This window comes from Streptomyces parvulus (assembly GCF_014648855.1).
In the GTDB taxonomy this organism is placed as follows: domain Bacteria; phylum Actinomycetota; class Actinomycetes; order Streptomycetales; family Streptomycetaceae; genus Streptomyces; species Streptomyces parvulus.
Genome location: NZ_BMRX01000007.1, coordinates 397,846 through 410,241, shown reverse-complemented (window position 1 = coordinate 410,241; position 12,396 = coordinate 397,846). Strand labels below are relative to the sequence as shown.

Sequence of the window (12,396 nt, the reverse complement as noted above, 5' to 3'; positions counted from 1 at the left end):
GGCCCGTCCGTCCGGCCCGGGGATCCGGCCCCTGCGCGGGTACAGTGTGCCGGTGGAGAGGATTGTGTGAAGGAACGTACCCATGAGACGCCCGGTGCGCCGTCCGGCTGGTGGCGCCACCTGCACGAGCTGTGGCTCGCGGCCGTGCGTGCTCAGGACGTCACCATGCTCGCCACGCGCGTCTACTCCGCCCTGTCCGAGGTGCCCGGAGCCGCCGCGGTCGTCGGAGCACGCTGGGCGGGGCGCGAGACGAGCTACCTCCGCCGCTGGACACCTGACTCCGACGAAACCGTCACCTGGTACCCCGCCGCCGCCGACTGGCCCGGAGGAGCCGTGCCGCCCCCCGTCGGAACGCCCGGCGAGCCGCCCCGCGTGCGCCGCCGCGATCCGGACACCGTCGCACCGCTCGTCGCACCCGCCCTGCGCGGGACCGGCGCGGTCACCGTCCTGGAGTGCCTCTTCCCGCTCGGGACCGACGACACCGCGGGCCTGTGGATGGCCCTGGACCACTCGCCGTCCGAGGACGAGGAGCGGGAGCTGCGCGAGCGGCTGCACCAGGTCGCCGACATCCTCATGGTCAGCAACCGGCGCATCCTGGAGGACGAGGTCCACGAACGGCGCCAGGCCCGCGACGCCTTCCTCGCCGAGGCCTCCCTCCAGATGGACGAGAGCCTGGAGGTGGAGGAGACGCTGCGCCGGGTGGCGCGCCTGGCCGTGCCCGCCGTGGCCGAGGGCTGCGCGGTCCACCTCCTGCGGCCGGACGGCGGCCTCGAACCCGTGGCCACCGCCCACGTCGCCGCCGACGCGCAGGCCTGGCTCGGGGAGGTCGCCCTGCACGACGCCTGGCTCGCCGAGCGGCTTCGGCAGGTCGCCGGTCAGTCCCGGGGGCGGGTACTGCGAGGCGGCGACCTCAGCGGCGGTCCCTTCGGGCCGGACGCCGTGGGCGACGGCAAGACCATCCGGGCGCTGAGCGTCAGCCCGCTGCGCGCCCGCGGCCGCGTCCTCGGCACGCTGACCTTCCTCTACCACCGCGACGACACCAGCCTGGCCGACCTGCCGACCCTCGCCGACCTGGCCGGCCGGGCCGCGCTCGCCATCGACACCGCCACCCTCTACGCCCAGCGGCGCCAGCACGTGGAGACCCTGCAGCGCCAGCTGCTGCCCCGCGTCCTGCCCGAGGCGCCCGGGGTGCTGCTGAGCGCCGCCTACGAGGTGGGCGACCCCAGCCTGGACGTCGGCGGCGACTTCTACGACGCGGTGGTGGCCGGCGACCGGATCTCCCTGTTCATCGGCGACGTCTGCGGCCGCGGGGCCGAGGCGGCGGCGTACACCGCGCTGGCCCGGCACACCCTGCGCACGCTGCTCACGGACGGCATGGCTCCCGAACGGACCCTGGAGCGGCTCAACGGCGCGCTGGTCGAGGAGGGCGCCGCCCGCTTCGTGACCGCCCTGGTGGTGACCCTGACGCCCGCCGCCGGGGGCGGCTGGGACGCCGACATCGCCGGCGCCGGGCACCCGTGGCCGCTGGTCCGGCACGCCGACGGAACCGTGGAGGAGCTGCCCGCCCGAGGACTGCTCCTCGGCGTCGTGCCCGGAGCCGAGTACGCCCCGCACCGGGTCCGGCTCGCGGACGGCGACGCCCTGGTGCTGTTCACCGACGGACTCACGGAGGCGAGGGCGGCGGACGGCACCTGCTTCGAGGATCTGCTGCACGACGCCGTGCGGGGGATCGGACCCGTCGACGAACTCTCGGCGCGGCGGCTCGTCACCGCCGCCTCCGACTTCCGCGAGATGGGCGACGACGACACCGCAGTACTGATCGCGCACCTGAGGGGACGACCGTGACGCAGGCACACGCACCGGGCAAGCGGCTGGACAACGGCCGGGTCCTGGTGGTGGAGGACTCGCAGGAGGACGCGGAGGCGATCGAACGGGCCCTCACGCGCAGCCATCCCCAGCTCCGCCTGGAGTTCCTCGACCGCGGCGACGGAGTCGTGGACCGCCTGCTGGCCGAGGACGAGGTGCCCGGCATCCTGCTGCTGGACCTGAACATGCCCGGCCTGAGCGGTCACGCGGTGCTGCGGGCCATCCGGGCGCGGACGGAACTGGCCGAGGTCGCCGTGGTGGTCTTCACCTCGTCGACCGCGCCGCCCGAGGTCGACGCCGCCTACGCGGCCGGAGCCGACAGCTACATCTACAAGCCGCTCAACTTCCACCTGTTCCGTACGGTCCTCAAGGGCGCGCTCGACTACTGGCTGGAGGCCAAGGGTCAGCCGCCCGCACCGCCGGCGGGCTCCTCGCCCAGCGTGAAGTAGAACGCCGAACCCTCGCCCGGCTCGCTGGTCAGCCAGAGCCGGCCGCCGTGCCGTTCCACGATCCGCTTGACCACCGCCAGCCCCACACCGGTGCCGCCGCCGCGCTCCCGCGGCCCGTGCAGCCGGCGGAACAGGTCGAAGACCTCCTCCTGCCGGTCGTGCGGGATGCCGATGCCGTTGTCGCGGACCACCACCGCCGGCCCGGCCCGCCCCGACCCCGGGGGCACGACGTCCTCGACGCCCACCTCCACTGTGCGGTCCGGCCGGTCGGCCGCGTACTTCGCGGCGTTGACCAGCAGGTTGAGCAGAATGTCCTGGAGCCGGTCCGCGTCGGCGTGGACCCGCGGAAGGGCCCGTGGCCGCACGACCCGCACCCTTTCCTCCTCCAGGCGCGGACCGGCCACCTCCAGCACCGCGTCCAGGACGTCGTCGAGGGCGACGTCCTCGCGTCGCAGGCCGGCGCGGCCCATCCGCGCGTAGTGGAGCAGCGAGTTGAGCAGGTCGTCCATCCGGGCGGCGAGCCGCTGCATGGTCTCCAGCCGGCGCACGCTGGTCCCGTCGAGGTCCTCCCCGGCGTCCTCCAGGGTGAAGGTGGCGGCGTTGGCGATGCCGCGCAGCGGCTCCTTGAGGTCGTGGGCGGCGACGTGCGCGAAGGAGTCGAGGTCCAGGTTGGTCATCCGCAGCTCGTCGTTGAGCTTGTCCAGGTCGTCGGCGTGGCGCAGGACCAGCTCGGTGAGCAGGCGGCCCATCTCCACCGCCGCGGCCCGCTCCCGCGCCGTCCACGGCAGACTGCGGCCCCGGATCATCGAGCGGTAGACGGCGCCCGAACCCCGCGGCGTCAGGCGCTCGCCCTGCGGACCGACGAGCACCGGGTGCGCGGGGTCGGCCGCCCACTCGCGGGGCGTCGGGCGCTCCCGCCGGAACCAGGCCAGGTAGTCGCCGCCGCGTCCGACCGGCAGCAGCAGCACACCCGCGGGGCAGCCCTCCACCGGCGGGGCGTCGTCGCCGGCGGCGAGCAGCTCCGGCAGCCGGTCGGTGGACCACACTCCGTCGGGCGTCGCGTGGGCCGCGTAGGCGCCGAGGGTCCGGACGACCTCCTCGGGGACGGGCAGGCCGCCCGTGGAGGCGCGGCCGGCGCGCATGAACAGGACGCCGTCGGCGCCGACCAGCTCGCGCACCGCGCTCTCGTGGCGCAGCAGGGACGCGTCGACGTCCTCGTCGAGCAGCCCGGCGACCGCGGCCACGTCCCGGCCCGAGCGCTCCAGCGCGTCGGCGCGGTGCCGTTCCGCGATGGCGGCCAGCTGCATGGAGAAGGCCGTGCCGAACAGCTCGCACGCCGACCGCACCTCCGGGGCCAGCGTGCGCGGCTCCGCCCCGTGGCAGGCGATCAGACCCCAGAGGCGGCCCTCGCGCATCAGGGACACCGACATGGAGGAGCGGACCCCGATGTTGCGCAGGTACTCCAGGTGGAAGCCGGAGACCGTGCGCAGCGCGGCGCCGGACAGGTCGAGCGGGGTGCCCGTGGCCGGGCGGCGCTCCGGACGGAGCCGCGCCGTGGGATCGTCGACGTCCCGGATGACGCGGATCCAGTTCTCCTCGTACAGGCGCCGGGCCTGGGGCGGGATGTCGGTGGCCGGGAACCACAGGCCGAGCCACGGCTCCCAGCCCTCCCGGACGTCCTCGGCGACGACCTCGCCGGGGCCGTCGGTGCCCTCGAAGCGGTAGGCGACGACCCGGTCGTATCCGGTCAGCCGGCGCACCTCGGCCACCGCCGCACGGCAGCAGTCGAGCACCGTCTCCGCGGAGCGCAGGCGGCGCAGGGCGCGGCGGACCTCCTGGTAGAACGCGGCGAACCGGAAGGCGTCCTCGGCGTCGCGCGGCTCGAACTCCAGCACCACCAGGCCCTCGCGGCGGTGCACCGACAGGTCGAAGCCCGCCCGGTGCCCGGCGGCACCGGCCGTCACGGGCAGCGTCACGGCGACGGAGTCGCCCTCGGCCGACGCCGCCACGGCCTCCGCCCAGTCGTCCTCCTCCAGTACGGCGGTGACGTGCCGGCCCACCAGGCCGTCGGCCGGCGCCCCCAGCAGGCTCCCGGTGTTCTCGGCGGCGGTGTCCACCAGACCGCTCTCCGGGTCCGCGGCCAGCAGGGTGCCGTGCGACTGGACGCCCCCCAGCTGGTGGATCCGCTCCCGCACGCACACCGAGAGGTCGAACCCCGTCCCCGCCGACGCCTCAGCCGATTTGGCCCGATTCGACAACCACTCGTCCGTCATGACTCGATCATGCCCTACGGCCCGGCCACGCAGCCCGAGGCGGTACGCCACCCCCCCGCCCCCGGACGGGCCGCCCGTCACCCCACCGCCAGCGCCCCCGCGACGGACGCGATCGTGCCGGGCCCCACCCGGCAGCAGCCGCCGACCAGACGGGCGCCGGACGCCTGCCAGGACCGCACCCGCTCCGGGGCGAAGGAGGAGCGCCCCCGCCAGGACCGGGTGCCGGCGTCCCAGGTCTCCCCGCTGTTGGGATAGGCGACGACCGGCTTGCCGGTGACGCGGGCGGCGGTCTCGACGGCACCCGGCACGTCCTCGGGGACGCAGCAGTTCACGCCCACCGCGACCACCTCGTCCGCGTCGGCGGCCGGTGCGAAGGCCTCCTCCAGAGGCTGCCCGGCGCGGGTGCGGCCGCCGGCAACCGTGTACGACAGCCAGGCGGGCACGCCCAGACCGCGCACCGCCCGCAGCAGCGCCGCCGCCTCGTCGGCGTCGGGGACCGTCTCCAGCGCGAGCACGTCCGGGCGCGCGGCGGCCAGCACCTCGAGCCTCGGGCGGTGGAAGCGCTCCAGCTCGTCCCGGGTCAGGCCGTACCGGCCACGGTACTCGGAGCCGTCCGCGAGCATCGCGCCGTAGGGTCCGGCGGAGGCCGCCACCCAGAGCGGGCGGTCCGTGCGCGCCCGGCGTGCCGCGTCCCGGGCCAACTCCACCGACAGCGCCATCAGTTCGGCCGCACGGTCGCGGTCGAGGCCGCGCCGCCCGAAGGTCTCGAAGGTCGCCTGGTAGCTCGCCGTGATCGCCACGTCGGCGCCCGCCTCGAAGTACGCGAGATGCGCCTCGGTGATCGCTCCGGGCGCCTCGGCGAGGAGCCGCGCCGACCACAGCCCGTCGCTCAGGTCGTACCCGGCGGCCTCCAGCTGATTGGACATCCCGCCGTCGAGCACGAGCGGGCGGCCGGAGGCGAGGGCGGCGGCGAAGGGGCTGGTCATGTCACGAGGCTAGGGGGTGTGTGACGGCGGTGCCTGTCCCCCGTGCGAGCTACGGCCAGGTGTCCACCCCGGGGGGACGATCCGGCGTCGCCGGATCCGTAGCGTCCTGAGCGGCCCGGGACGACCCGGTCGCGGGCCTCTGCGAAGGAGTCCCCGTGAGATTCGTCCGGCAGTTCCTGACCGCCCTGGCGGTGTACGCGCTGGGCGGGTTCGCCGTCGGCGCCGTGCGGGAGAACGACTGGCTGATGCTCGTCGTCGGCCTGGCGGCGGCGGCGTGCGCCGTGCTCGGGTACGCCTGGGTGGTACGGCGCACCGAGCGCCGGCCCGCCCTCGACGTCGCTTGGGAGGGTGCCGCCGCCAGGGCCGGCTGGGGCACGCTGATCGGCGCGGGGATGTTCGGCGCCGTCATCGTCAACCTGTTCGCCTCCGGCCACTACGAGGTCGACGGCCTCGGCTCGGTGCGGGGCGCCCTCGGCCTGGTGGGCTTCATGGCGGCCGCCGCCGCGATGGAGGAAGTGGTCTACCGCGGCGTCCTGTTCCGCGTCATCGAGGAACACGTCGGGACGTACGTCGCGCTGACCCTGACCGGCGTCCTCTTCGGCCTCTCCCACCTGCTCAACGAGGACGCCACCCTCTGGGGCGCCGTCGCCATCTCCATCGAGGCCGGCTTCATGCTCGCCGCCGTCTACGCCGCCACCCGCAGCCTCTGGCCGGCGATCGGCGTGCACTTCGGCTGGAACTTCGCCGCGGCCGGCGTCTTCAGCACCGAGGTCTCCGGCAACGGCACCAACCAGGGACTTTTGGACGCCGCCACGGACGGACCGAAGCTGCTCACGGGCGGCGCGTTCGGGCCCGAGGGCAGCGTCTACGCGGTGGGCTTCGGAGCGCTGCTGACCCTCGTGTTCCTGTGGCTGGCGCACCGGCGCGGGAACGTCGTGCCGCCCGGCGCCCGGCGGGCGGCACGCGTCGACGCCGCCGCTACACTGCCCCGGTGATCGCTCGCCGAGGGGTGCCGGAGCTGCCGGAACGGTGGCGGCGCCTGGACGTCATGGTCCGCGATCTGCCGTTCGCGGTGCTCCTCCTGATCGCGTCCCTGCTGCCCGCCCTGCGGGGCAACGGCACCGAGATCGGCGGCCTGCCCACCCGCCCCGCCGACGTGCTCGCCGGTGCGGCGGCGCTCCTCCAGTGCCTCCCGCTCGCCGTGCGCCGCAGGTGGCCGCACGTCTGCCTCGCCCTCGTGTCGGCCGGTTTCGCCCTCGACCAGATCCGCGGCTACCACCTCTTCGCCGGCACCGCGCTGCCCGTGGCCCTGCTGAGCGCCGGCTCCTACCTGGAGCGGTACCGGCGCACGACCCTGGCCCTCGCCTCCGCGGCGTTCGTCGCGCTCTCGGTCGAGCTGTACCGGCGCGGGCCGGGCGAACCGGCCGCCGAGTTCGTCACCTTCTACCTGGCCCTGGCCCTCGCCTGGGGCATCGGCACCTGGATGCGCTCCGCCCGGGCCGCCGAGGCCGAACGCCGGGTGCGCGTCGCCGAGGACGCCCGCGACGCCGAACGCGCCCGCATCGCCCGCGAACTGCACGACGTGGTCACCCACCACGTCACGGCGATGGTCGTCCAGTCCGAGGCGGCGCGGTACCTGACCGCCGACCCCGACCGGCTCGACCGGACGCTGGCCGCGGTCGGCGACACCGGCCGCCGGGCCATCACGGACCTGCGGCACCTGCTCGACCTGCTCGACCCGGACCACGGCACCGACCGGGGCACGGAGCCCAGGACACCGCCCGTCGGCCGGGTCCTCACCCTCGTGGAGCAGACCCGGCGGGCCGGGCAGCCGGTCGAGTTCACCGAACGGGGCACACCGGCGGCCGCCACCGGCAGCGCCGACCTGGTGGCCTACCGCGTCGTGCAGGAGGCCCTGACGAACGCGCTCAAGTACGACCACGGCGGCCGGACCTCGGTCCTCGTCCACCACGGCGAACGGGAGATCACGGTGCGGGTCGGCACGGACGGCACGGGCACGGGCGCCGCGTCCCCCGGCGGCGGCGGACGCGGCCTGGCCGGACTGCGCGAACGGGTCGGCGTCCTCGGCGGCGACTTCAGCACCGGCCGGCCGGCGGGCGGCGGATTCGTCGTCGAGGCCCGCATCCCGGCCGGGAGTCCCTCGTGAGCACCCCGGTCCGCGTCCTGATCTGCGACGACCAGGCGATGATCCGCGCCGGCCTCGCCACGATCGTCGACGCCCAGCCCGACCTGGAGGTGGCGGGCGAGTGCGGCGACGGCCGGGCCGCCGTCGACCTCGCCCGCGAAGTACGCCCGGACGTCGTCGTGATGGACGTGCGGATGCCGGTCATGGACGGCATCGAGGCCACCCGGCTGCTGGCCGGCGCCGGGGTGGAGCACCCGGTGAAGGTGCTCGTGGTGACCACGTTCAACCTCGACGAGTACGTGTACGAGGCGCTGCGGGCGGGCGCCAGCGGGTTCCTGCTCAAGGACGCGCCGCCGGACCGTCTGCTGCACGGCATCCGGACCGTGGCCCAGGGCGCGGCGCTCCTCGACCCCGACGTGACGCGCCGCCTCGTCGGCCGGTACGCCGCCCGCATCCGGCCCGTCGGCGGCCCCGCCGGGAACCTCCCGCTCACACCCCGCGAGACGGAGGTGCTGCGCCTCGTCGCGGACGGCCTCTCCAACGGCGAGATCGCCGCGGCCCTGGTGATCAGCCCCGAGACGGTCAAGACCTTCGTCTCCCGCATCCTCACCAAGCTGGACCTGCGCGACCGCGTCCAGGCCGTGGTGTTCGCCTACCGCCACGGCCTGGTGACCTGACGCGCCCGATCAGGTCCGCAGCCGGTGGCGCATCTGTGTCAGGCGCCGGTCGAAACGGAAGTTGTACCAGGTCAGCCAACCGACGAACGCCACCGCGAGAGCCAGGGTGAGGCTGCCGGCGGTCACGGAACCGGAGACGAACGCCAGGACGGACGTACCGAAGAAGATCACGGCCAGCATGGGGAGCGCCCACCAGCGGTTGCGCCGCAGCCGGTGCTGACGGGAGTCCACCAGCGCGGCCATCTCCCGGCGCCGCTCGGGGTCCCGGGGCGGCTCCCCGCCCTTCAGGATCCGGCGTTCCATGGCCGGTACGTCCTCGCTGTCGGCGCCGGTGTCCCGGGCGTCGGCGCGCCTGCGTCGGCGGACCAGGAACACGATCCACACACTCATCAGCGCGGCCCCGATCACCGCGGACGGCCACGAGTCGAGCCCGCGCGTGATCAGACGGACCACCACGCCCGCTGCCAGCGCGAGCACGCCGATCACCGACAGCTTGTCCCACCAGCGCCGCTCGTAAGCCCCTTCGCCCCGCTCGGATCTGTTCATGGTCGCCTCTCGGTCGGTCGGATCGGGGGGTGACGTCACGTGTGCGTCCGGATACCCGCCCCTCGCCGGTGAACACTTCGGCGGCCACCGAACCAACCGGCCCATAACGTCGGGCACATGAGCGACTCGCACACCGCCCCCGCGCACCCCGCGTCCGCCCCCGCCGCCCTCGTCACCGGCATGGTCGAGCACGTCCTCGCCCTGGCCGCCACCTGGACCCGCTGGGACGGCGAACCCGTCCACGTCGACGGGCGCACCTACACCCCGCACAAGGCCGTCCGGCGGGTCGCCGACCACCTGGTCGACCATCTCGCGGAGATGGAGGCGCGGTTGGCGGGCCGGCCGACCGAGCCCGACCACTGGCACGCCTCCGCCACGACCACGGACGCGGACCGCGCCCCCTTCACGCCGGACGACCTGGACGAGGCCCGCAGCCGCCTCACCCGGCTCGCCCGGATCTGGGCCGACCGGCTGGACGCGCTCACCCCGGGGCAGCTCGACGACTCGCCCGGCGAGGGCTGGACCTTCCGCGAACTCGCGCGCCACCTGGGGGAGTCCGTGTACTACGCCGACGCCGTGGGCGACCTCTCGTGACCGCGTTCGCCGCCCTGCACCGCCCCGGCACGCCCCTCCTGCTGCCCTGCGCCTGGGACCACGCCTCCGCGTTCGCCCTCGCCGGGCAGGGTTTCCCGGCCGTCGGCACCACCAGCCTCGGCGTCGCGGCGGCGAACGGCCTGCCCGACGGGGCGTCGGCGACGCGCGACGAGACCCTGCGGCTGGCCCTCACCCTGGGCTCGGGGCCGTTCCTGCTGACGGTGGACGCGGAGAGCGGTTTCGCCGACGACCCCGACGAGGTCGGGGAGTTCGCGCGGCAACTGGCGGCGGTGGGCGCGGTCGGCGTCAACCTGGAGGACGCGCTGGGCCCTCCCGGCCGGCACGCCGCGAAGATCGCCGCGGTCAAGCGCGCGGCGCCCGGTCTGTTCGTCAACGCCCGTACGGACATGTACTGGTCGGGGGACGGCGACCCCGGGGAGACCGTGCGGCGCCTGGACGCCTACCGCGAGGCGGGCGCCGACGGAGTCTTCGTCCCCGGCCTCACCGACCCCGCCCGCATCGCGGAGCTGGCCGCGCGCTTCGACATCCCGCTCAACGTCCTCCTCTCGCCCGCCGGCCCCGCCCTCGCCCACCTCGCCGACCTCGGCGTGGCCCGCGTGAGCCTCGGTTCGCTGCTGTACCGCAGGGCTCTGGGCGCCGCCCTGGAGACGGCGGCCGACATCACCGCGGGCCACCCACCGCGGGGCACCGCACCGGCGTACGCGGACGTGGCGGCGCTGAGGGGTGCCTAGTCCGCGCGCGGCCAGTTCTCCAGCGCGACGTGCAGTGCGTCCACCGCCCGGTCCCAGGACGCCTGGACCGCGCGTGGGGCGCCGAAGCCGCCGGTGGCCTCCAGGGCGCAGAAGCCGTGGAAGGTGGCGCGCAGCAGGCGTACGGCGTCGGTGAGGTCGGGCTCGGTGAGGCCGTAGGCGCGGAGCATGCCGTGGGTGATCTCGGCGGTGCGGCGCAGGGCGGGGGAGTCGGCGACGAGGGACTGGTCCATCCGGATCTGCGTCGCGGCGTAACGGCCGGGATGCCGCAGGGCGTAGGCGCGGTAGGCGCCCGCGAACGCGGCCAGCGCGTCCTTCCCGGCCCGGCCCGCCACCGCCGCCGCGATCTCGTCGATCAGCTCGCCGCCCGCCAGCAACGCCATCCGCACGCGCAGGTCCTGGAGGTTCCTTACGTGCGTGTACAGGCTCGCGTCGCGCACGCCGAAGTGCCGGGCGAGGGCGGACACGGTGACGCTCTCGAAGCCGCTCGCGTCGGCGAGTTCGGCCGCGGCCGCGACCACACGGTCCGTCGTGAGGCCCGCTCGGGGCATGCGCCACCTTCCTGACTCTCCGGGACTCCTGAAGATCCCGGGGCACATGCTAGGCCAGCGCCCGTAAACCAGGCTGCGCCGGACGCCTCCCGGTCCGTAGGGTGTCGCCGACCGCGGAGGGCGAGCAGGGGGAGACGACCGGTATGCGACAGCCGACGGCGACCCCGGGATGACCCAGGAGGCACACGACGCCGGGCGGGCCGCCGGACGCGCCCCCGAGGACCCCCGGCCCCTGTGGCGGCAACGGGACTTCGGCGTCTTCTGGGCCGCGCAGACCCTCTCCGTGCTCGGCGACTCCTTCGCCCTGATCGCGTTGCCCCTGCTGGTCCTCGAGGCCACCGGCTCGATCGCCCGGATGGGCCTGCTCACCGCCGTGGGCGGCGCCGCCGCGGTCCTCGCTGCCGTGTTCGCCGGTGCCGTGGTCGACCGCGTCGACCGCCGCAAGCTGCTCATCGGCTGCGACCTGGCGCGCATGGCCGTGTACGGACTGGTCCCGGTGGTCTGGCTGTTCGGCCCGCAGATCTGGCTGCTCTACGTCGTCCTGCCGCTGTGCGAGGCCGTGGGCATGCTGTTCGCCGTCGGCTACGTCACCGTCGTGCGCTCCCTGGTCGGCACGGAGCAGCTCACCGAGGCCAACGGGCGCCTCAACGCCACCGCCGCCGCGGCCGGCGTACTGGGACCGCTGTGCGCCGGAGTGGTGGCCGCCTGGTCGGGCCCGGCCACCGCCATCGGCGTCGACGCGGCCAGCTTCGGCGTCTCGGCCGCCTGCGTCGCCCTCGTCCGCTTCCGCTCCCGCCCCGCCGACGACGCCCCCGCCTCGGGGAAGCGGCCGGGACTGTGGCAGGACCTGCGCACCGGGGTCGTGTTCCTGTACGGGCACCCCGTGCTGCGCTCGCTCACCGTGCTGCTGTGCGGCTTCAGCTTCCTCACCCTCGGCCTGAACGACCTGGTCATCTACCACCTCAAGCACGACCTGGGCCGCGACGACGGCACCGTCGGCACCGTCATGGCGGTCGGTGCGCTCGGCACCATCACGGGCGCCCTGCTGGTGGCCCGCGCCCGGCGCCTGCTCGGCTTCGGCCCGACCTGGACCGGAGCGGTCGCGGTGTGCGGCCTGGCCTTCGCCGGCCTCGGCCGGGTGAGCGAGGTGCCCGCCGTCGCCCTCCTGAGCGCCGCGTTCCTCGCCTGCGTCGGCATGGCGGGCACCTGCTCGATGTCCCTGCGCCAGGAGGTGACCCCGGAGCACCTGCTCGGCCGGGTCACCTCCGCCTTCTGGACCCTCCAGTACTCGGTGGCCCCCATCGGCGCGGCCGTCCTCACCTGGGCGGCGGAGCACCACGGCACCACCCCGGTCGCCCTCACGGCGGGCGCCTGCTGCGTCCTCATCGCCGGCACGGCCCTGCTCACCCCGATCCGGCGGGCGGGGCGGGCCTGACCCGTACCGGGAATACGGCGGGCCTCGGCGGTACCGGGAATACGACGGGCCCCGCCGCCCTTCTTATGCGATAGGGGGGCCTCGTCCAGCAGCACAACGAGCC

12 protein-coding genes are annotated in these 12,396 nt (G+C 75.1%); 8 read left to right on the top strand and 4 right to left on the bottom strand.

Translation table 11 applies throughout. From position 1 onward, the window contains the following. Positions 1 to 66: 66 nt before the first annotated feature. Both IE108_RS16085 and IE108_RS16080 read left to right on the top strand, forming a co-directional pair. The gene (locus IE108_RS16085) at positions 67 to 1,845 is read left to right on the top strand and encodes a PP2C family protein-serine/threonine phosphatase (RefSeq protein WP_064730425.1); all 1,779 of its coding nucleotides are present in this window, start codon (positions 67 to 69) and stop codon (positions 1,843 to 1,845) included. Further along, positions 1,842 to 2,315: a response regulator gene (locus tag IE108_RS16080; protein ID WP_064730426.1), complete on the top strand. Its 474-nt coding sequence runs from the start codon at positions 1,842 to 1,844 to the stop codon at positions 2,313 to 2,315. Before IE108_RS16085 ends, IE108_RS16080 begins: the two co-directional genes overlap by 4 nt. On the opposite strand, the gene IE108_RS16075 is transcribed toward IE108_RS16080, so the two are convergent. Then, positions 2,270 to 4,588 carry an ATP-binding protein gene (locus IE108_RS16075; protein ID WP_064730427.1) on the bottom strand — a complete coding sequence of 773 codons (2,319 nt, stop codon included), beginning with the start codon at positions 4,586 to 4,588 and terminating at the stop codon, positions 2,270 to 2,272. The two genes, IE108_RS16080 and IE108_RS16075, sit on opposite strands and share 46 nt — an antisense overlap. Before the next feature lie 77 nt (positions 4,589 to 4,665). Further along, on the bottom strand, positions 4,666 to 5,574 hold the full coding sequence (mmuM, locus tag IE108_RS16070; protein WP_064730428.1) for a homocysteine S-methyltransferase: 909 nt from the start codon (positions 5,572 to 5,574) through the stop codon (positions 4,666 to 4,668). A gap of 155 nt (positions 5,575 to 5,729) precedes the next feature. Here mmuM and IE108_RS16065 point away from each other — a divergent pair, with 155 nt between their 5' ends. Genes IE108_RS16065 through IE108_RS16055 form a run of 3 tightly spaced genes read left to right on the top strand, consistent with a single transcriptional unit; the run spans position 5,730 to position 8,397 of the window. Next, positions 5,730 to 6,569 carry a CPBP family intramembrane glutamic endopeptidase gene (locus tag IE108_RS16065; protein WP_064730429.1) on the top strand — a complete coding sequence of 280 codons (840 nt, stop codon included), beginning with the start codon at positions 5,730 to 5,732 and terminating at the stop codon, positions 6,567 to 6,569. Next, on the top strand, positions 6,566 to 7,741 hold the full coding sequence (locus IE108_RS16060) for a sensor histidine kinase (RefSeq protein ID WP_064730430.1): 1,176 nt from the start codon (positions 6,566 to 6,568) through the stop codon (positions 7,739 to 7,741). The genes IE108_RS16065 and IE108_RS16060 overlap by 4 nt, the downstream gene beginning before the upstream one ends. Continuing rightward, complete coding sequence (locus tag IE108_RS16055; protein ID WP_064730431.1) at positions 7,738 to 8,397, top strand: response regulator; 660 nt, start codon at positions 7,738 to 7,740, stop codon at positions 8,395 to 8,397. Before IE108_RS16060 ends, IE108_RS16055 begins: the two co-directional genes overlap by 4 nt. A gap of 9 nt (positions 8,398 to 8,406) precedes the next feature. On the opposite strand, the gene IE108_RS16050 is transcribed toward IE108_RS16055, so the two are convergent. Continuing rightward, positions 8,407 to 8,943: a hypothetical protein gene (locus tag IE108_RS16050; protein ID WP_064730432.1), complete on the bottom strand. Its 537-nt coding sequence runs from the start codon at positions 8,941 to 8,943 to the stop codon at positions 8,407 to 8,409. Between the two features lie 117 nt (positions 8,944 to 9,060). On the opposite strand from IE108_RS16050, the gene IE108_RS16045 reads away from it, so the two are divergent. Then, a complete protein-coding gene (locus IE108_RS16045) occupies positions 9,061 to 9,537 on the top strand; it encodes a hypothetical protein (protein WP_064730433.1) in 477 nt (158 codons plus the stop codon). Further along, positions 9,534 to 10,289: an isocitrate lyase/PEP mutase family protein gene (locus IE108_RS16040; protein ID WP_064730434.1), complete on the top strand. Its 756-nt coding sequence runs from the start codon at positions 9,534 to 9,536 to the stop codon at positions 10,287 to 10,289. Before IE108_RS16045 ends, IE108_RS16040 begins: the two co-directional genes overlap by 4 nt. Here the strand turns inward: IE108_RS16040 and IE108_RS16035 are convergent. Beyond that, positions 10,286 to 10,858, bottom strand: coding sequence for a TetR/AcrR family transcriptional regulator (locus IE108_RS16035; RefSeq protein WP_064730435.1), 573 nt, complete (start codon positions 10,856 to 10,858; stop codon positions 10,286 to 10,288). The genes IE108_RS16040 and IE108_RS16035 overlap by 4 nt on opposite strands. 169 nt (positions 10,859 to 11,027) lie before the next feature. Here IE108_RS16035 and IE108_RS16030 point away from each other — a divergent pair, with 169 nt between their 5' ends. Beyond that, positions 11,028 to 12,293, top strand: coding sequence for an MFS transporter (locus IE108_RS16030; protein ID WP_064730436.1), 1,266 nt, complete (start codon positions 11,028 to 11,030; stop codon positions 12,291 to 12,293). The last annotated feature ends 103 nt before the right edge of the window (positions 12,294 to 12,396 follow it).

Excerpts from the sequence above, each read along its gene's own strand:
- IE108_RS16075 (WP_064730427.1), bottom strand. The coding sequence starts at position 4,588 with ATGACGGACGAGTGGTTGTCGAATCGGGCCAAATCGGCTGAGGCGTCG.
- mmuM (WP_064730428.1), bottom strand. The coding sequence starts at position 5,574 with ATGACCAGCCCCTTCGCCGCCGCCCTCGCCTCCGGCCGCCCGCTCGTG.
- IE108_RS16050 (WP_064730432.1), bottom strand. The coding sequence starts at position 8,943 with ATGAACAGATCCGAGCGGGGCGAAGGGGCTTACGAGCGGCGCTGGTGG.
- IE108_RS16045 (WP_064730433.1), top strand. The coding sequence starts at position 9,061 with ATGAGCGACTCGCACACCGCCCCCGCGCACCCCGCGTCCGCCCCCGCC.
- IE108_RS16035 (WP_064730435.1), bottom strand. The coding sequence starts at position 10,858 with ATGCCCCGAGCGGGCCTCACGACGGACCGTGTGGTCGCGGCCGCGGCC.
- IE108_RS16030 (WP_064730436.1), top strand. The coding sequence starts at position 11,028 with ATGACCCAGGAGGCACACGACGCCGGGCGGGCCGCCGGACGCGCCCCC.